This window comes from Halomonas sp. (assembly GCF_033549285.1).
In the GTDB taxonomy this organism is placed as follows: Bacteria; Pseudomonadota; Gammaproteobacteria; order Pseudomonadales; family Halomonadaceae; genus Halomonas.
The window spans coordinates 1-17,667 of the sequence record NZ_JAWSUJ010000093.1 but is presented as its reverse complement, the minus strand read 5'-3'; the positions used below and the strand labels follow the sequence as shown (position 1 = coordinate 17,667).

17 protein-coding genes and 2 pseudogenes are annotated in these 17,667 nt (G+C 69.2%); 14 read left to right on the top strand and 5 right to left on the bottom strand.

Features of this window, described 5'->3' with window-relative positions; genetic code table 11:
* The first annotated feature begins 224 nt into the window (after positions 1-224).
* From SCI24_RS17055 to SCI24_RS17035, 5 genes are all read left to right on the top strand, one after another.
* On the top strand, positions 225-1,064 hold the full coding sequence (locus SCI24_RS17055; RefSeq protein WP_318726520.1) for a YciI family protein: 840 nt from the start codon (positions 225-227) through the stop codon (positions 1,062-1,064).
* Positions 1,061-1,435: a YciI family protein gene (locus SCI24_RS17050; RefSeq protein WP_318726519.1), complete on the top strand. Its 375-nt coding sequence runs from the start codon at positions 1,061-1,063 to the stop codon at positions 1,433-1,435. Before SCI24_RS17055 ends, SCI24_RS17050 begins: the two co-directional genes overlap by 4 nt.
* Positions 1,432-1,785: a DUF1428 domain-containing protein gene (locus SCI24_RS17045; protein ID WP_318726518.1), complete on the top strand. Its 354-nt coding sequence runs from the start codon at positions 1,432-1,434 to the stop codon at positions 1,783-1,785. Before SCI24_RS17050 ends, SCI24_RS17045 begins: the two co-directional genes overlap by 4 nt.
* 141 nt (positions 1,786-1,926) lie before the next feature.
* Complete coding sequence (locus SCI24_RS17040) at positions 1,927-2,373, top strand: PaaI family thioesterase (protein WP_318726517.1); 447 nt, start codon at positions 1,927-1,929, stop codon at positions 2,371-2,373.
* A gap of 14 nt (positions 2,374-2,387) precedes the next feature.
* Entirely contained in the window at positions 2,388-4,031 is a 1,644-nt protein-coding gene (locus tag SCI24_RS17035; protein ID WP_318726516.1) for an MBL fold metallo-hydrolase, read from the top strand.
* A 27-nt stretch (positions 4,032-4,058) separates the two neighbouring features.
* Here the strand turns inward: SCI24_RS17035 and SCI24_RS17030 are convergent, their stop codons facing one another.
* The 3 genes and pseudogenes from SCI24_RS17030 to SCI24_RS17020 form a co-directional block, all read right to left on the bottom strand.
* Positions 4,059-4,964, bottom strand: coding sequence for a cation diffusion facilitator family transporter (locus SCI24_RS17030; RefSeq protein ID WP_318726515.1), 906 nt, complete (start codon positions 4,962-4,964; stop codon positions 4,059-4,061).
* Between the two features lie 85 nt (positions 4,965-5,049).
* Entirely contained in the window at positions 5,050-5,760 is a 711-nt protein-coding gene (locus SCI24_RS17025) for an SIMPL domain-containing protein (RefSeq protein WP_318726514.1), read from the bottom strand.
* A 122-nt stretch (positions 5,761-5,882) separates the two neighbouring features.
* Positions 5,883-7,472 (bottom strand): annotated as a pseudogene (locus SCI24_RS17020) (BCCT family transporter).
* Positions 7,473-7,627: 155 nt separating this feature from the next.
* Here SCI24_RS17020 and SCI24_RS17015 point away from each other — a divergent pair.
* The 3 genes from SCI24_RS17015 (at position 7,628) to SCI24_RS17005 (ending at position 9,802) form a co-directional block, all read left to right on the top strand.
* Positions 7,628-8,305 carry a VTT domain-containing protein gene (locus SCI24_RS17015; RefSeq protein ID WP_318726513.1) on the top strand — a complete coding sequence of 226 codons (678 nt, stop codon included), beginning with the start codon at positions 7,628-7,630 and terminating at the stop codon, positions 8,303-8,305.
* Positions 8,306-8,404: 99 nt separating this feature from the next.
* Positions 8,405-9,049, top strand: coding sequence for a class I SAM-dependent methyltransferase (locus SCI24_RS17010; RefSeq protein ID WP_318726512.1), 645 nt, complete (start codon positions 8,405-8,407; stop codon positions 9,047-9,049).
* Between the two features lie 159 nt (positions 9,050-9,208).
* On the top strand, positions 9,209-9,802 hold the full coding sequence (locus SCI24_RS17005; RefSeq protein ID WP_318726511.1) for a hypothetical protein: 594 nt from the start codon (positions 9,209-9,211) through the stop codon (positions 9,800-9,802).
* A gap of 43 nt (positions 9,803-9,845) precedes the next feature.
* Here SCI24_RS17005 and SCI24_RS17000 read toward each other — a convergent pair whose 3' ends face one another.
* Positions 9,846-11,153: a peptidoglycan-binding protein gene (locus tag SCI24_RS17000; protein ID WP_318726510.1), complete on the bottom strand. Its 1,308-nt coding sequence runs from the start codon at positions 11,151-11,153 to the stop codon at positions 9,846-9,848.
* 512 nt (positions 11,154-11,665) lie between these two features.
* Between SCI24_RS17000 and SCI24_RS16995 the strand changes: the two genes are divergently transcribed.
* Positions 11,666-12,355 (top strand): VIT family protein, encoded by a 690-nt coding sequence (locus SCI24_RS16995; protein WP_318726509.1) that lies wholly within the window; start codon positions 11,666-11,668, stop codon positions 12,353-12,355.
* Positions 12,356-12,419: 64 nt separating this feature from the next.
* Here SCI24_RS16995 and SCI24_RS16990 read toward each other — a convergent pair whose 3' ends face one another.
* Positions 12,420-12,932, bottom strand: coding sequence for a CIA30 family protein (locus SCI24_RS16990; protein WP_318726508.1), 513 nt, complete (start codon positions 12,930-12,932; stop codon positions 12,420-12,422).
* Between the two features lie 136 nt (positions 12,933-13,068).
* Here SCI24_RS16990 and SCI24_RS16985 point away from each other — a divergent pair, with 136 nt between their 5' ends.
* From SCI24_RS16985 to SCI24_RS16965, 5 genes and pseudogenes are all read left to right on the top strand, one after another.
* A complete protein-coding gene (locus SCI24_RS16985) occupies positions 13,069-13,608 on the top strand; it encodes a nitroreductase family protein (protein WP_318726507.1) in 540 nt (179 codons plus the stop codon).
* Between the two features lie 19 nt (positions 13,609-13,627).
* Positions 13,628-14,425 carry a CPBP family intramembrane glutamic endopeptidase gene (locus SCI24_RS16980; RefSeq protein WP_318726506.1) on the top strand — a complete coding sequence of 266 codons (798 nt, stop codon included), beginning with the start codon at positions 13,628-13,630 and terminating at the stop codon, positions 14,423-14,425.
* A gap of 141 nt (positions 14,426-14,566) precedes the next feature.
* Positions 14,567-14,902 (top strand): annotated as a pseudogene (locus SCI24_RS16975) (efflux RND transporter periplasmic adaptor subunit); the annotation flags it as partial.
* A 5-nt stretch (positions 14,903-14,907) separates the two neighbouring features.
* Complete coding sequence (locus SCI24_RS16970; RefSeq protein WP_318726505.1) at positions 14,908-15,270, top strand: hypothetical protein; 363 nt, start codon at positions 14,908-14,910, stop codon at positions 15,268-15,270.
* Between the two features lie 129 nt (positions 15,271-15,399).
* Positions 15,400-17,667, top strand: a 2,268-nt coding sequence (locus SCI24_RS16965) for an SNF2-related protein (RefSeq protein WP_318726504.1), incomplete at its 3' end; no start/stop codon positions are given.

Below are 17,667 nucleotides of genomic sequence, written 5' to 3'. Positions count from 1 at the left end.
ATGCCGCCCGGGCCGACCTGCATCGCCGTGCCGGCCACCCTCGGGAGGCGCGGCTCGCCTATGAGCGGGCCCTGGCGCTGGCTTCCCAGGTGCCGGAGCGTCGCTTCCTGCAGCGCCGGCTGGCCGAGCTGGCCTCCTCGTCGCGATAGAAAATCCGCGGCGATGTCGATCCGCACGGCCGTCGCACGACTCAGGGAGGCAACCCGCCAACGGAGGTGGAACTCATGCGATACATGCTGATGCGCAAGGCCGACCCGGCCACCGAGGCCGGCGAGCTGCCCGGCCAGGGCGTGCTCGAGGCCATGGCCGATTACAACAACCGGATGCTCGAGGCCGGGGTCTTCGTCACCGGCGACGGCCTGCGACCCAGCCGCGAAGGCTGCCGGATCGAGCGGCGCGACGGAGAGGTACGGGTTACCCACGGTCCCTTCGCCGAGACCAGGGAGCTGCTCGCCGGCTACAGCGTGCTGGAGGCGGACTCGCTCGAGGCCGCCATCGAATGGGCCAGGCAGTGGCCCGCTGAAGACGGCGACGTCACCCTGGAGCTGCGCCGCTACTTCGGCCTGGAGGACTTCGAGCCCGGCCCCGGCCTGGACAAGCACCGCGCCATGGCGCGTCTGCCCAGCGAGCTCAACGTGCACCTGTGCTTTCCCGGCAACTGCCGCGAGGCCATGACCTGCTACGCCGAGGTCACCGGCGGTCGGCTGGAGGCGCTGATCACCTACGGCGAGACGCCGGCCGCCCGGGACACCCCGCCCGAACGCCACGACCGGATCATCCACGCCTCGCTCAACGTCCGCGGCCGCCGGCTGATGGGCGCGGACATGGCCGGCGACTGCTACCAGCCGCCGCAGGGCGCCCAGGTGCACCTCGACTACGCGACGCTCGACCGGGCCGAGACGGTGTTCAACCGGCTGGCCGAGGGCGGTGAGGTCACCATGCCCTTCGGCGCCACCTTCTGGGCGCAGGGGTTCGGCATGCTCACCGACCGCTTCGGCGTGCCCTGGATGATCGGCTGCCAGACCGGCCAATGCCCGATGAGCGAGGAGGAGAGCCAACCATGAAATACGCCGCGCTGGTCTACTACCAGGAGCGCCTTATCCAGGCCATGAACGAACAGGAGTGGCACGACCTCAACCAGGAGTGCCTGGCCGGGGTGGAGCGCCTGACCGACCAGGGACACTTCCTGGCCGGCCAGGCCCTGCAGCTGGTGGAGAGCGCCGCCAGCGTGCGGGTGCGCGATGGCGAGGTGCTGATCTCCGACGGTCCCTTTGCCGAGACCAAGGAGCAGCTGGCCGGCTTCTACCTGCTGGACGCCCGCGACCTCAACGAGGCCCTGCAACTCGCCAGCCGCATTCCCCCCGCCCGGTTCGGCACCATCGAGGTGCGTCCGGTGCGGGAACTTCCCCCAAGAGATAGAGGAGACGCCTCATGACCTATGTCGATGGATTCGTTGCCGCGGTGCCCACCGCCAACCGCGAGAGATACCTCCAGCACGCCCGCGACGCCGCCGTGGTGTTCAAGGAGCACGGCGCCCTCACCATGGTGGAGTGCTGGGGAGACGACGTGCCGGAGGGGAAGGTCACCTCCTTCCCCATGGCGGTGAAGTGCCAGCCGGACGAGACCGTGGTCTTCTCCTGGATCACCTGGCCCTCCCGCGAGGTGCGCGACCGGGGCATGGCCAAGGTCATGGAGGACCCGCGCCTGCAGCCCGAGGCGAACCCCATGCCCTTCGATGGCAAGCGGCTGATCTATGGCGGTTTCGAGGTGGTGGTGGACGCATAGTGCTGGACGAATAGTGCTGGACGAACAGGGACGGGCGCATGGCAGGGGGCGGACAGGCCAGCCCCCTGCCATCGACCAATGGGCCGGGCGCCTCCGGCATGGTATTGCTGGTGGCCGAGCCAATCTCCAAAGGACCCCGTGATGCCCCAGGCCCCCGACTTCCCGCCGGCCAATCCCGATTATCGCACCGAGGTGGAGCGTATCCTCCAGGCGGCGCCCTTCATCCGCTCGCTCGGCGTCGAGGCCGTGGAGATCGCCCCGGGCCGATGCGTGACGCGCCTGGCGGTGCGCGAGGACCACCAGCAGCAGGATGGCTTCGTGCATGCCGGCGTGCTGGCCACCATTGCCGACCACACCGCCGGCGCCGCCGCTGCCACCCTGATCCCGGCCGGGGCGATCGTGCTCACCGCCGAGCTCAAGATCAACCTGCTGCGCTCGGCCCGCGGGCGCGAACTGCGCTGCGTGGGGCGGGTGCTCAAGCCCGGGCGCACCCTGATCGTCGCCGAGTCCGAGGTCTACGCCGGCGAGGAGGGCGCCACCCTGGTGGCCAAGGCCTCCGTGACCCTGGCGGTAGTCACGCCGCGCTGATGGTGGGGGAGCGCATGATCGAGATCCGTCCCGCCGCAACCCTTGCCCTGGTGCGCGATGGCCACCGGGGGCTGGAGGTCCTGCTGCTGCAGCGCACCTGGCAGGCCGCCTTCCTGCCGGGCCACTTCGTCTTCCCCGGCGGGGCCGTGGACCCCCAGGACCTCGACGTGCGGGCCTTCACCTCCGGCCGCGGTGATGCCGCCATCAGCCAGACCCTGAGCCTCGACGAGGGCGGGGCGGACTACATGATCGCGGCACTGCGCGAGTGCCTCGAGGAGGCGGGCCTGCTGCTGGCCCTGGACGGCCAGGGGCGTCTGCCGCCCGGGGACCATCCGGTGCTGAGCGAGGGGCGCGAGGCGCTGCGCCGCGAGGCGACCAGCTTCCATGCGCTGTGCAAGCAGTATGGGCTGGTGCTGCCGCTCGACCGGCTGGCCTACCTGGGCCACTGGGTCACGCCCCGGGGTGCCCCGCGACGCTTCGACACACGCTTCTTCGTGGCCCTGGCGCCACCGGGCCAGCAGGCGGCGCACGACGGCAGCGAGACCATCGACCACGCCTGGCTCACCCCCGCCGAGGTGCTGGCCGCGCACCGCCAGGGCCGCATGGCGCTGGGCTACCCCACCCTGCGCACCCTGCGCCTGCTCGCCGACTTCGCGACCCCCGAGGCGCTGCTGCGCTACGCCCATGCCAACCCGCCGACGGCGCGCCCCAGCCGCCCCTGGCCGGCTCGCAAGGGCGGCGTCGCCTGGCAGGTGGAGCCGGATTCCCCGGCCTATGCGGAGGTGCGCCGCCTGGACCCCCAGCGGCGGGGCACGGCCAGCGCAGAGATCGAACCCGGTCGGGCGGTGGCACTGGCGCCGGGGGTGACCCGGGTGACCGCGCCCAATCCCGGCGCGATGACCGGCCCCGGCACCAACAGCTACCTGCTCGGCGACGGCGATGACCATCTGGTGATCGACCCCGGCCCCGCGGAACCGGCCCACCTGGCGCGGCTGCTGGCGCTGTGCGGGGGCAGGATCTCCCGGGTGCTGGTGACCCACACCCATGTCGACCACTCGCCGGGGGCGGCCTGGCTCAAGGCGCGCACCGGCGCCCGGCTGGTGGGCCTGCCGCCGCCGCCCGGGCCCAGCCAGGACGCCGGCTTCGCGCCCGACCACCGGCCGGCCCACGGCGAGCGCCTCGAGACGCCCGCCGGCACGCTCAAGGTGCTGCATACGCCGGGCCACGCCTCCAACCACCTCTGCTACCTGCTGGAGCCTGCGCGGCTGCTGTTCGCCGGCGACCAGGTGATGCAGGGCTCCACGGTGGTGATCAACCCGCCGGACGGCGACATGGCCGCCTACCTGGCCGCCCTGCAGGCCCTGGGCGAGGAGCCCTTCGATACCATCGCCCCGGGCCACGGCTTTTTGATCGGCGAGGCCCACGCCGCCATCGACTTCCTGGTCACCCATCGCCTGGCCCGGGAGCACAAGGTGCGCCGGGCCCTGGCGCGCCACGCCCCGGCGAGCCTGGAGGCGCTGACGCGCCACGCCTACGACGACGTGCCGGCGGAGAAGCTGGGGGTGGCGGCGCGCTCGGCGCTGGCCCATTTGCTCAAGCTGGAGGCCGAGGGGCGCGCCGCGCAGCAGGCAGGGCAGTGGGTCGCGCGGGAGGATTAGGGGCCGGCTCTTGGCCGGCCCTCAGAGTCAGGCCCAGCGCTCGTCGGCGGTAAAGGCCACGGTGAACCAGCGCCGCTCCGGCGGCGGGCTCAGCCCGGCGCTGATCTGCTCGCGGATCTCGTCGAGCACGGCGATGCCCTGGCCCTGCCCGTACTCGGGCGTGGTGACGATATGGATCTCGATGTAGTGGCCGCGGCCGGCCTTGGCCACGTGGCTGTAGTAGCGCAGCAGACCCTCGCGGGCCATCACCGGCGCCATGGCCGCATGCACCTCGCGGTCGATCTCGCTCGGCGCGATCAGCAGCACCTCCTTCATGGCGCGGCGCACGATGCCGATGGGCACCGGCATGAAGCTGGCCGTCAGCACCATCAGCAGCACCGAGTCCACGTAGGGGGTGAGGTGCGCCCAGGGGGTGCCCTGCAGGAAGCGGGCGATGATGAAGGCCACCAGCAGCGAGGTGGTGATCAGCGCCGCCATCAGCCAGCCCTGCATGTCGATGCGCACGAACTCGGAGTCCGCCGTGCGATTGATGCGCCGCTGGTAGGCGGTCATGGCGAAGCAGACGATGGCCACCACCACCGCATAGCCGATCGCCAGGTCGAAGGCGAGCTCACGGCCGCCCTCGCGCAGGTCGAGCAGGGCGGTGAGGAAGGCATAGAAGCAGAGCAGCATCAGGATGCTGCCGTTGAGCGCCGCGACCAGCGGTTCCAGGTGCCAGTAGCCGTGCTGGAAGCGCTCGCTGGCCTCGCGCACGGCGAGCCGCGCCACCAGCAGCGCCAGCCCCGACATGGCGGCGTCGATGGTGGAGAAGACGCCATCGAAGAGGATCGACTGCGAGCCGGCCAGCAGGCCGAAGGTGACCCCGAGGCTGGAGACCCCCAGGGTCACGAGGATGGAGAGCTTGAGGGCGCGCTGCTCGAGGGTGGCTTGCATGACGGGTCTCTGGGGCGGAAAGCCTTCCAGTCTAGCCGAGCGGGATAGGGCGGGCGAGGGGGCGACGATGGCCGCTGTCGTCGCCTCAGCGCAGGTAGTACTCCACGGTGGTCACCACCCGCACCGTCTTCACCGGCTGCTGCGCCTCGGTGATGCCCATGGCCTGGTCACGCGCGCGGATCTCGAACACCCCCTGGTTGGCGCGGCGCAGGTCGCCCACGTCGGCATCGGCGTCCCGGGCGAACTGCTCGGCGGCCTCCCTCGCTGCCGCGGTGGCCTCGGCGATCATCTCCGGCTTGATGTCGTTGAGCCCGCTGAACAGATAGAGCGGGCCGCCTGGGCCGTAGTCGGAGGAGAGCACCACCCCGGCGTCGAGCAGCTCGCCCACCGCCTGGGCGGTGTCGCGGATGCGCGCGATCTCCTCGCTGCGCACCGTCAGGGTCTGGTTGATGATGAACTTCTGCTCGCGGTCACCGCCCTGGTAGGGGTTGGCGGCCGTGTCGTTGACGTTGAGGCGCTGCAGCTCCACCTGCGCGGTGTCGATGCCGTGGCCCTCCAGGAAGGCGAGTACCGCCTCGCGGCTGGCGCTGGCCTCGTCGCGGGCCTGCTGCAGCGTGTCGCCGGTGGCCACGAAATGGAGCGGCCAGAGGGCGAGGTCGGCCTGCACTTCCCGCTCGGCCAGGCCCTTGACCGTAACGTAGCGGTCGCCGGTGCGCAGGTCGGTCAGCCCCTCGGCGACCAGCGACGCCGCCACGATGGCGGCGATACCCAGGATCAGGGCGGGGAGGACTTTCATGACGGCTCCTTCTGCGGGATGGCCGGCCAACGACCAGGAGGGGCGGGAGGCACTGCACCCGCTGCCTCCATGATACGCCAAGGATGCAGCGTCTGGCCGTCAGGATGCCATTCCCGGCAGGCTCATTCGGCCCCGGCGCTGGCCACCGAGCTGGGCGGGATGATGCCCTGCTCCCGTGCCATGGCATAGGCGGCCCGGGGACCGGCCCACAGCGAGGGCAGCAGCACCAGCGAGACGGGAATCGCGGTGATCACGATGAACTGCTGCAGCGCGCCGATCTGCCCTGCGCCCATGTAGAGCAGGATGCCCGCCATCAGCGCCATGGCGATGCCCCAGAAGGCGCGTACCAGCGGGCTCGGCGCGTCATGGCCGGCGCACACCACGGCGATGGCGTAGCTCATGGAGTCGCCGGTGGTGGCCACGAAGATGCTGGTCAGCAGCAGGATGGCCAGCGCCATCAGGGACCCGCCCGGCAGCGCCTGGGCCACGGTGAGGGTTGCCACGTCGAACTGGAAGGCGTTCAGCGCCTCACTGAGGTCGATCGCCCCGGTCAGCTGGTAGTGGATGCCGGAGCCGCCCAGCAGGGTGAACCAGATCGCGGTGGCCACCGGGGCCATCACCGCGACGGCCAGGATCATCTCGCGGATGGTGCGCCCGCGGGAGATGCGTGCCACGAAGATCGCCATCAGCGGCGCGTAGCCGATGAACCAGGCGAAGAAGAATACCGTCCACCACTGCATCTACCAGGCCGGGGCGGTCTCGGCGCTCATGGTGGCCATGGTGAAGAACGACGACAGGTACTCGCCGAAGCCCTGGCTGAAGGCGTTGACCAGGAACAGGGTAGGGCCGGCCACCAGGATCACCGCGGCGATGGCCAGCGCCAGGAAGACGTTGAAGCGCGACAGGATCTGGATGCCCTTGTGGATGCCGGTCATCGCCGAGGTGACATAGACCCCCGCCAGCAGCACCAGGATGCCAAGCTGGGTGGCATAGCCCTCGCTGACGCCGAACAGCTCGTGCAGCCCGAAGCTCATCTGGGTGGCGAGAAAGCCGATCGGGCCGACGGTGCCCGCGACCACCGCGATCACGCAGCAGGCATCGACCAGGCTGCCCAGGGCGCCCTGCATGACGCGCTCGCCGAGTACCGGGTAGAGCAGGGTGCGCGGCTGCAGCGGCTGGCCCTTCACGTAGTGGGCATGGGCCAGCACGATGGCGGAGAGCGAGCCCAGCACCGCCCAGGCCAGAAAGCCCCAGTGCATGAACGACTGGGCCAGGGCGCCGGCCACCGCCTCGGCGGTGCCCGCCTCGGTGTCGAAGGCCGGCGGGGTCACCACGAAGTGGTAGACCGGCTCGCCCGCGGCGAAGAACACGCCGCCCCCGGCCAGCAGGGTGCACATGATCATCGACAGCCACTTGAAGGTGCCGATCTGCGGGCTTTCCAGGTTGCCGACCCGAGCCCCGGCCGCCGGCGAGATCGCCACGCCGATGGCGATCAGGAAGGTCAGCAGCAGCAGGAGCTGGAAGTAGGTGCCCAGCGTGGCCGCCGTCCAGGCGAAGCCGGCGCTGATGCTGTCGGCCACCAGGTCGATGTCGTAAAGCGACAGGCCGACGAAGGCGACGATGAAGCCGACCGTGAGCAGCAGCACGATGGGATCACCCAGGCGCGACAGCGCCGAGGCCCTGGCGGGTGCGGGAGTAGGGTTCGGAGGCATGGGGACGCTCTAGTTGCGGAGAATGTGTGCGTCGATGGGTCATGACGCCGACTAGAGCGATGGCATTCTAACAATGTTCGACTTAGGTCTAAAGGGGTGACCCGTCATGGCGGGCATGCGACCATGCCCGAATGATCCATGACCGAGACGCCCCGATGTTCAATGACAGTCCGCCGAGCCGTCCCTGGCGCTGGGTGGCGATCGGCGCCACGTTGCTGATGGCAGGCTACCTGTGGATCTGGCACTCGCCCGAACTGGCGGAACTGCAGCGCTGGGCCGACCAGGCCTCCCACCATCCGGCGGTGATCGTCTCGGTGATCGCTATCATGGCGGTGACCCTGGCCATCGGGCTGCCCGGCAGCATCGGGCTGTGGCTGATCGCACCCTTCTATACGCCCCTGGCGGCTACCCTGATGCTGACGGTCGGCAGCGTGGTGGGCGCCCTGGGGGCCTACTACCTGGCTTCCCGCTTCAGCGACCGCTGGAAGCCCAGGGGGCTCACTCGCAATGTCATGGGCAATCTGGAGAAGCGTAGTGACCTGCTGACCCAGTGCGCCCTGCGTGTACTGCCGGGGTTCCCCCACTCCGTGGTCAACTTCGCCGCCGGCCTGCTGCGCCTGCCGTTGGCGACCTTCGTGATGGCGGCCATCATCGGCCTGAGCGCGAAATGGGGGGTCTATTCCAGCGCCATCTACGGCGCCCTGGAAGCGGTGGAGACCGAGCAGGCCGTGAGCCCCAGCGTGATCCTGCCGCTGGTCGCGCTGACCCTGCTGCTGCTGATCGGTGCCTGGCTCAAGCGTCGGGTAGAGGCCCACGGTCAGCCGTTGGGCTAGGATCATACTACGTCCGCGCCGTGAGGCGCAGCGGCGCTCGGATACCGGCGTCGACCTGGCGGGATGATCGCCTGTCGCACACGACAGTGCTTTGTCCAGGTGAGCATCGACACAGGGTGGCATGAAATGAGTCAAAAGGATCACTGGGAGCAAGTCTACGCAAGCAAGGCGACCGAGGAGCTGGGGTGGTATGAGCCCCGTTTACAGACCTCCTTGAACCTTATCCAGGGGCTTGGTCTGGCCATGGACGCTTCGATCATCGATGTCGGTGGGGGGACGTCCACACTCGTCGATGATCTGTTGGACGCAGGCTATCGATCCATCACTGTGCTCGATATCTCTGAGAAAGCCCTGTGCCTGTCAAGACAACGGCTGGGAAGCAAGGCAGAACTCGTGACATGGCGGGTGGGCGATATGGAAGATATTGACTTGCCTGAAGGTCACTATGATTTGTGGCATGATCGCGCCGTGTTTCACTTCCTTACCGGCGCGGATCAGCAACATAACTATCGGGACACGCTTCTGAGGTCGCTAGCACCAGGCGGGCACTTCGTGGTCGGCACCTTTGCGCCAGAAGCGCCACCAACATGCAGTGGTCTGCCGGTGCAGCGGTACAGTCCGGAGCAGTTGGAAGCGACACTGGGCGAGAGATTCGAACTGATACAGCATCGCAAATCCCTGCACATGACGCCGGGACGGGTAAGGCAAATGTACCTCTATTGCCATTTCCGTAAAACATCCTGACGGGCTCCGGCAGCCTCTTCGCCAAACGCGCTCAGTGGATGGCAGCATCTACATGGCTGGGTCAACCGTCGGTGCCAATGATAGAGAGCGCTCCCCTCTTTTGCCGCACGATAAACGGGTGCATGACACCCCTCCCTCTACTTTCGAAGGAAGTTGCCGATGAAGCGCCCAGTCAGCGCTGCCCGGTACCTGGTTCTCGCCGCGATCGTCGTTGTCCCGGGCTGTTCGTCGCACGGCGTCTATCCCGTCGAATGGGGCGGCCTCTCGGCATCCCCGGGCGAGAGCTGCCCCACGCTTGCGGGCGAGTTTCAGAACGCGGGTGAGCGCTCGGTGCCGGAGGGTGGTTCGCCCCAGTATTCCCCGCCTTATCTCTCCAGCTACTTCCTTGCAGATACCGCCACTGCGGCGCGGGCGAAGCGTGTCCGGTTCACGGGCGACGCGAACGAGGCGCTGAAGGTCGAGCTGCTCGGCGAGGACGCTTCACTTGAACCACTCATCCTGCAGCGTCAGGAAGACTATCGCTGCGAGGGCGGTTGGATGTTGCTGGAATCGTCTCGCTGGGTGGCGGAACAGGTGAGTGGCGTCGAGTCCTTGACCTATCGCCTCCGCAAGGCGGATGACGGCGCGTTGGTGGTGCGGGTGAGCGCTTCCGCGTTCGGCGTGATCTTTGTGGTGCCCATTGCCGGTAGCTCGACCGAATGGCACCGCTTCCCGCCGGGGGAATCGGGTGGCATTCGGTCTGTTAGTCAGTGAGCAGGTGAGGGCGAGACCGCCTGAAGCGGGTCGGCACAGGCGCCTATTCCTCCAGCCTGATCCGGTGCAGGGTGTAGTCGCCCCCCTGGTTGGCCAGCACGACGCCCTGGAAGGGATCGCGCAGGCCATTGTCCTGCACACGCAGCAGCCGCTGGTCATCCACGCGGACCTGCATCTGTCCGTCCTCGTCACGGGTCCAGACGATGCGGTGTGAGCGGCCGTCCTCGAGGTCGAGGCTGGCTTCGTGGCGAGCGACCACCTCGGCGTTTCCGGAAATCAACCTGACCAGGCTGAGCCCCGGGCGCGAGCCGGGCGTGTAGACCAGGCGATAGCCGGTGCCGCGGGGTCGGTTGCCCTGGAAGACCCCGAGCTCCAGGCTGCCGGGCCGCTGCCGGGAGGCGACGTCCAGCTCCATCCTGAAGGCATTGTCGACGGGGGCATTGACGAAGATGTGCGCCGGTTCCACGGGGACAGGCACCTGGTCCTGCCCGGCAGTGCCCGTCTGCTCGAGGATCAGCGCCAGCATCGCCAGGCCGATCTCCTCCGGACTATCGGAGCGAAGCCCGCGTGATTCTCGTGCGGTCGACCGCCGCGTCTCCACGATGCTCCGCAAGCCGTTCTCATCCACCTCGAAGTCGCCGCTGAGCACTGTCCAGGGCGGATTGCGACGGTAATCGCCGTCGCTGAAGTCGTCCTGCAGGACGACCCGGGACTCGGCGGCGGGTGGCGGCTGGGAGGCTGTGGCCACTTCCTGTCTCTCCGTCTGACGCAGGCGTTTCAACAGGTCAGCCGTTGCGCGGCCGTCCTGGGCCATGTTCCTGTCGGCCTGATACTCGCGTATCGCATTGCGGGTGCGGCGTCCCATGGCACCATCCACCGGGCCGGCGTCGTAGCCGAGCCGGTTGAGCTCGCGCTGTATCTCGGCGATGCCCTGCCGGTCCGAGAGGGTCTCGATGTCGGGCCGCGCTCGCTCCGTCGCCTGTGAAGATGCTTCCTCTTCCGGTTGCCAGCCCCGTGTCGCCCGCTGCGCCTCGGCGACCTGTCCGGCCGTCATGCGTTCGGCCAGCGAATCGCGTGCCTCGGCGGCATGGCGGTGGCCCCGGGCCGCGGCCAGGTTGTACCACTTGTGGGCCTGCACGAAATCCTGGGCTGTCCCGTTGCCGGCCTCGTGCAGGCGGCCCAGCATGTACTGGGCATCGGTATCGCCGCTTCTGGCCGCTTCGCCGAATTCCTGCAGTGCCTGGCGGTACTCCTGCCGCTCGTAGTAGCGCATGCCGGCGGCGTAATCGGCGCTGGCCAGTCCGACGGAACCGACGAGGATAAGAGTGAGTACGAGTCCCTTGATGATCACGGTCGTGCCTCCAGTGGTCAGGCTTGTCATCCGTAACATCAGCATAGGCAAGATGCGTGATGACGCAGGCCGAATGGTGCTGACGGGTCGAGCCCGGCGGGTAGACGGCGTCGACGTCTTGCCAGGGCAGGGCGACGCGCTGCCACTCGCCGGGATTCGGCCGCGCTATGATACGTTGGCTGCGTTCGACAGGCGTGAACTCCGCGTCTATCCCGAGCCTCGACCAAAGGAAAGTGAAGTGGACCCCATCCTTCGGGCCATCGAGGAGGCGCTGTACACCCTTCCATGGGCGCTTCCGACGCCCTGCTTCGTTTTCGCGTCCAACTCCGCTCGCAGGTCCGGTGCTGGCCATACGTGGCCAGCCCGTTCGGAGTGGTGCTCCTCACCCCTGGCCCAGGACCTCCTCTTCGGCCTGCCCCCGGTGCCCGTTCGCCACGACCAACTGCAATAGCCCTGGCGGGCGGTGTGCCTTCCTGGCACTCTCGTCGTCAGCTGCCAAGGGGATGCTTCCCATGAGACACCTCGAGACACATAGAACGCACCGGGTAGGCTGGCTGCGCGCGGCCGTGCTTGGCGCCAATGACGGCATCGTCTCCACGGCCAGCCTGGTGCTGGGCGTTGCCGCTGCCGGAGCCGATGCCCGGGGCATCCTGGTCGCGGGCGTGGCCGGCCTCGTTGCCGGCGCCATGTCGATGGCCGCCGGCGAGTACGTGTCCGTCAGCTCACAGTCCGATACCGAGCGTGCCGACCTTGTGCGGGAGCGTGATGAGCTGGCGTCGAGCCCCGAACAGGAGCAGGCGGAGCTCACGGCGATCTACGTCAAGCGCGGGCTGGACCCGGCACTGGCGGGCACCGTGGCGAGCCAATTGATGCAGCATGATGCATTGGGTGCCCACGCACGGGATGAGCTGGGCATCTCCGACCCCCTGACGGCGCGTCCCGTCCAGGCCGCCCTGGCCTCCGCCGGCACCTTCTCGCTCGGCGCGGTGCTGCCGCTGCTGGTCGTCATGCTGTTTCCGGCTTCCCTGCTCATGTGGGCGGTCTCTGGCAGTTCCCTGGTGTTTCTTGCGTTGCTGGGTTCCCTGTCCGCCCAGGCCGGTGGTGCCCCGCTGATCGCAGCCGCCTCACGCGTCACCTTCTGGGGCGCCCTGGCCATGGCGCTGACCGCCGGCGTAGGGGCGCTCTTCGGGGTGGCGGGGTGATCGGTCATGGCTATCGCTGCAGTGTCGGAGGCGAACGCTAACGCTGAGGTCCCCTCCTGCAGGCTCATCCGTTGCCGCCGCTCTCCAGCGTCGCCAGCCAGGCGACCTCCAGCCGGAAGGGGCCCGGCCGCCGGTCGGCGATGAGAAGCCCCACCTGCCGGATCGCCGCGGGGTCGAGGGGCGGGGCATCCGCCAGCCGCCGGCCGCGGAATACCGCTTCGAACGCGTGCCAGGGCAGGGCAACGCGCTGCCACTCGCCGGCGGGTGGCTGGAACAGTGCCCGGTAAGCCGCGCCGTCGAACAGCCGGTCGGTGCGCAGGCGCAGCTGGTAGCGGCGGCCGTCGCCGCGCACCCGGAGCTCAAGGCCAGCGTAGGTGCTCAGATCCATGGCCTCGGGCTCGCGACGCACCGAGGCGAAACCGCCGTTGTTCTCGAGCGAGGTCTCGCCACTGAACACGCCGACGTCGTCTTCCCCATGCAGGCCGCCGCGGGAGACGCCGCCCATCACGTCGTCGTTGATGGCCCGCCAGCGCGGTGCCTCGTCCGCGTGCTGAAAGTCGATCAGGCGTGCTGTCATTGGGGCCTCCGGGGTTGCGTGTTGTCTGTTGCCCAGCTTGCCTGCCATGACACCCTATGTCTTCTTCGGCGTCATCGCCGCGAAAGAAATGCGACATACTCTGAGAGGCATCGGCCAGCCAGTGTGAGGACGCTCAATGACCTACGACGAGGTGGTAAAGCGCACCTGGAGCGTGGATGAGGCACCGGCGCAGGAAGAGGCCGAGCGCTTCAAGACACTCATCCGCTACGCCACCCTGGCGCCCTCGGGCCACAACACCCAGTGCTGGCGGTTCCGGGTGGAGAAGGGCGACGGCCTGAGCGGCCGGGCGACCGGCAACCCCCAGGCGCCGCGCTGGTTGGGCAAGTACCTGATGCGCGCCATGCTGCGGCCGAAGGCGGAGAATGCCAAGGTGGCCCGCCAGGTGCGCAGCGCCGCGGGGCTGGCGGTGTTCGCCTCGGCGGTGGATGACCGCGCCCACTGGGTCGAGGCCGGCCGCTGCTACCGGCGCTTCGCCCTGCAGGCCACGGCGCTGGGCCTTCGCAACGCCTTCGTCAACCAGCTAGTGGAGGAGGCGAGCGTGCGCCCGCGTTCGCCCGGTCGCTGGGGCTGTCCGGTGGTCGCCTTGACCTGGTGGTGCGCGTCGGCCGAGCCCCGGCCATGCCACGCTCGCTGCGCCGCCCGCTGGAGCGCGTGATGGAGCAGGGGGAGGCGTGATGCGCGAGCGCGCGCTCCTGCCTTTCCTGGCCATCACCTTCGCCATTGCCTGGGGCATCCTGGCGGGCTACCTGTTCCTCAATGCGCCGATGAGTCGGGTGTTCGGCCCCATCACCGGTCATCATCCGCTGTTCTACCTGGCGGTCTATGCGCCCGCCATCGCGGCGTTGCTCGTCGTCTTCCACGGCGAGGGGCCCGGCGGCGTGCGTCGCCTGCTCTCCCGGCTGCTGCTATGGCGCGCCTCCCTCGGCTGGTATGCGTTCCTGTTCCTCGGAGTGCCGCTGGTCTTCTATGTGGCGGCCATGTGGCAGGGGTGGCGGTTCGGTGACCCGCCGGCCTTCGCGTCGCTGTCCGCGTGGCTGGTGGCCGCGCTGCTGATGGCCATCAAGGGGCCCGTGGAGGAGCTCGGCTGGCGAGGCGTGGCGCTTCCGCTGCTGCAGCGTCGCTTCACGCCCCTCTCGGCCGCGATCCTCCTGGGGTTGATCTGGGGCCTCTGGCACCTGCCGGCGTTCCTGCTCGGCGGCACGCCCCAGGGGGCCTGGTCCTTCCTGCCGTTCCTGGTCGGCGCCGTGGCGCTCAGCCTCATCGTCACGGCGATGTTCAATGCCTCGCGGGGCAGCCTGCTGCTGCCGGTGCTCTTCCACTTCCAGCTGATCAACCCGCTGTGGCCGGATGCCCAGCCGCTCGAGAACCTGCTGTTCCTGGCGGTGGCCCTGGGCGTCGTCTGGCGCCACCGCCGGTCCATGTTCCGCCGCGAGGGGGCCGTCACGGCGGTGACGCCGCGTGCCAGGGCGTGAGAGTCCCTGTTGGGCCTCATGCTGGTATCCTCCACTTAAGTACCCGTCGATGAGGCGGTCGGCGGGTCGAAAACAGATACTGCCGCCGAACAGTGAGGCGTCGCGACGCCCGGAGCCCGGCGATCTGCTGCAGAGCCTGGCCAGGTGCTGTTCACCATCGCGCTGAGTGGCGCGGCCGAGATCCGTGTGCCGCTCGATGAGCGCAACCTCGCCCTGCTGGCCTTGCCGCAGGACGCCATGGCCGTCGCCGATGCCTATCCGCAGCGCCCGTTCCCCGCCCGCGTCAGCTTCATCGCCCCGAGCATCGACCCCCAGCGCGGCACCGTGGAGGTTCGGCTGGCGGTCGATCCGGTCCCCGATTTCCTGCGCCAGGACATGACGGTGTCGGTGAACATCGAGACCGGCGTGCGTAACGCCTGCGCTCGATCAACAACTGGCAGCAGGTCAGTGCCACCCTCGATCGGCTGCCGGAGCTGACAGCGGTGTCGCCGGTGGTGTCGGGCCCGGCGTTTGCTCGCCGTGGCGAGGCCGTGCAGTCGGTGGCCCTGACCGGGATCGACGTGGCGCGTTACCGGCGGATCATTCCCCTGGAGCGTTTCCTGGTCAGCGGCCAGCTTCGCGTGGGGGCCGACGAGGCGATGCTCGGCAAGCTGCTGGCCGACGAGCCCACCGGCAACCTCGATACCTGCACGGCGGCCGAAGTGTTCGAGCTGTTACGGCACTTCAACCGCGAGCGCGGCTGTGCGGTGCTGCTGGTGACCCATGACCCGCGCCTCTCGTCCACCTGCGACCGCACCATCGACCTGGTGGATGGGCATATCGTCAGCGATGCCATGAATGCCTGATGCGGGGCGGCGTGTGTCTGTCGGCAGGCGAAACTTCCTGGAGGCGCAGCACGCGACACCGGTAAGGTTGCAGGGAACGCCGGGTTTCGCTCCAATATCGGCCTCGCCTTCAAGCCGTGAGGAATCACCGTGCCGGATGCCCATCTCGCCGATCCCGCCCTGACGCTCTATCACACCCTGGAGGACATCCAGTGGCAGCGAAGCTTCGATGCGCGCTCGCTGACCCGCGGGCGGGACTATGCGCGGCAGGGCCGGGTGCGCGACGGCACCCGTCTGGAGCGTGACGGCGATCTGCTGGTACTGCGGGCCCAGGTGGATGGCAGCGGTCGTAGTCGTTACCTGACGAGCCTGGCCGTGGACCCCGGCAGCCCCGAGATGGGCGTGGTCAGCGACTGCAGCTGCCCGGTGGGGCGCCAGTGCAAGCATGCGGTGGCGGTGATCCAGGGCTTCATCGACGAGATGGAGGCCGATGGCCTCCCGACCCGTGACGACTCGGCCTTGCTCGAGCAGCGTTGGGAGTCGTGGCTGGCCGAGCTCGAATCACCGGTCGGCGGCAAGCGCTATGTCGAAGAGCTGGAGGAGGACTATCGCCTGGCGCTGTTTCTGGACATCGACCCGAATCCTCGCTCGCCGACCCTCAAGGTATCACCGGTGTGGGTACGGCCGACGAAGCAGCGCAGTCGCGGTAACGGCTGGGTCAAGCCTCGGCCCATCATGGTGCGGCGCGGAGGCGGCCTCTCTCCCAGGCCGCCCCAGGGGCTTTCGCCTGACCAGGAGGAGGCCCTGGAGCTGCTGATGCTCGGCGAGCAGCGCCGCCAGCTCGCCGGTGGATACGAGCAGTATTGGAGCCCGGTCGCCCACGCCTTCCAGGCGCGGGCACTGTGGTCGCTGCTGGAGAGCGACACGCCGCCGCTGCTCTTTCACCCCAAGCAGACTGGCGCCATGCTCGACCCGGGCCCGGCCTGCCGTCTGACCCTGGCCTGGGAGCCCGACGCAGACGGCAACCAGCACCTGCGGGCGGATGCCGAGCCGGCGGAGGTGATCTCCGGCGATGCCGCGATCGTGCGTGCCGGCGGCGAGCTCTGCTACCTCGACGAAACACGCGGCCGCTTCGGGCGCCTGGAGGGCGACCCCGAGCTACTGATGCGCCTGCGCCGGGCGCCCCCGTTGCCCCCGGAGATGAGTGGCTGGCTCACCGAGCGTCTGCATCAGGCGCCGGGTCTGGCGGAGCGGCTTCCGGCCCCCCAGGCGGTGGAGGAGCGCACCCTGGAAAGCGTGACGCCGCGTCTCAAGGTCACCCTGCAAGTCGCCACCGGTCAGCTGGGCTATCGTGATGGCGCCATGGTGCCGCGCTGGATCGAGGTGGGGGCCGCCGTGGTGGGCTTCGACTACGACGGCATCGAGGTGCCGCCGGAGGAGGGCGAGAGCGCCCAGGCCTTCCGCGACGGGCAGCGCCTTACCGTGATGCGCGACCCCGAAGCGGAACTGGCGCTGGTGCGCAGTCTGCCCCCCGGCATGGTGACCCTGGAGCGCCTGCAGCAGACCGACGCCGTGCCCGCCCACCTCGAGTTGCCCGAGTGGGCGCTGCTGCTGCCCCTGGACGGTACGCCGCCGGCCACTGCCGCCGAGTGGCCGACCCACCTGGCCGGCCCCGACGACTGGTGGGAGATGATCGCCCGGCTGCGCCAGGCCGGCTGCCTGGTTCACTTCAGCGACGACTTCCCCGAGGAGCCGACCTACCTCGAGCCCGACGACTGGTACGGCGAGCTGGAACCGGCCGGCAACGGCTGGTTCGACCTGGCCCTGGATATCGAGGTTGAGGGCGAGCGCCTCAACCTGCTGCCGATCCTGCGCCGCCTGTTCAAGGATCCCCGCTTCCCGCTGGAGCCCGCCGAGGATGAAGCCGAGGATGCCACCTGGACGCTGACCCTGGCGGAGAACCGCCGCCTGGTGATGCCGCTGGCGAGGCTACGGTCGCTGATGGCGCCGATCCTCGACTGGCTCAATGACGAGAGCGACCCCGAGGCGGCGCTGCGCCTGCCGGTGACCGCCGCCGAGAAGGTAGCGCCCCTGGCCGAGCACGAGCGCTGGGCGGGGCGCGAGGACGTCTCCGCCCTGGCCCGGCGCCTGCGTGAGCTGCCCGCGAGCCTGCCCGCACCGCCCGGCTTTGCCGGCGAGCTGCGCGACTACCAGGCCCGCGGCACCGCCTGGATGCGCTTTCTCTCGGAACTCGGCACCGGCGGCATCCTGGCCGACGACATGGGCCTGGGCAAGACCGTTCAGGTGCTGGCGCATCTGCTCGACGAGCGCGCCCGTGGAGCGCTTGCGCGCCCGACCCTGGTGGTGGCACCCACCAGCCTGGTGGGCAACTGGTGCGCCGAGGCGGAACGCTTCGCC

Bases quoted from the DNA above. Each gene is read 5' to 3' on its own strand.
- SCI24_RS17055 (WP_318726520.1), top strand. From the start codon at position 225: ATGCGATACATGCTGATGCGCAAGGCCGACCCGGCCACCGAGGCCGGC.
- SCI24_RS17050 (WP_318726519.1), top strand. From the start codon at position 1,061: ATGAAATACGCCGCGCTGGTCTACTACCAGGAGCGCCTTATCCAGGCC.
- SCI24_RS17045 (WP_318726518.1), top strand. From the start codon at position 1,432: ATGACCTATGTCGATGGATTCGTTGCCGCGGTGCCCACCGCCAACCGC.
- SCI24_RS17040 (WP_318726517.1), top strand. From the start codon at position 1,927: ATGCCCCAGGCCCCCGACTTCCCGCCGGCCAATCCCGATTATCGCACC.
- SCI24_RS17035 (WP_318726516.1), top strand. From the start codon at position 2,388: ATGATCGAGATCCGTCCCGCCGCAACCCTTGCCCTGGTGCGCGATGGC.
- SCI24_RS17030 (WP_318726515.1), bottom strand. From the start codon at position 4,964: ATGCAAGCCACCCTCGAGCAGCGCGCCCTCAAGCTCTCCATCCTCGTG.
- SCI24_RS17025 (WP_318726514.1), bottom strand. From the start codon at position 5,760: ATGAAAGTCCTCCCCGCCCTGATCCTGGGTATCGCCGCCATCGTGGCG.
- SCI24_RS17015 (WP_318726513.1), top strand. From the start codon at position 7,628: ATGTTCAATGACAGTCCGCCGAGCCGTCCCTGGCGCTGGGTGGCGATC.
- SCI24_RS17005 (WP_318726511.1), top strand. From the start codon at position 9,209: ATGAAGCGCCCAGTCAGCGCTGCCCGGTACCTGGTTCTCGCCGCGATC.
- SCI24_RS16995 (WP_318726509.1), top strand. From the start codon at position 11,666: ATGAGACACCTCGAGACACATAGAACGCACCGGGTAGGCTGGCTGCGC.
- SCI24_RS16990 (WP_318726508.1), bottom strand. From the start codon at position 12,932: ATGACAGCACGCCTGATCGACTTTCAGCACGCGGACGAGGCACCGCGC.
- SCI24_RS16985 (WP_318726507.1), top strand. From the start codon at position 13,069: ATGACCTACGACGAGGTGGTAAAGCGCACCTGGAGCGTGGATGAGGCA.
- SCI24_RS16980 (WP_318726506.1), top strand. From the start codon at position 13,628: ATGCGCGAGCGCGCGCTCCTGCCTTTCCTGGCCATCACCTTCGCCATT.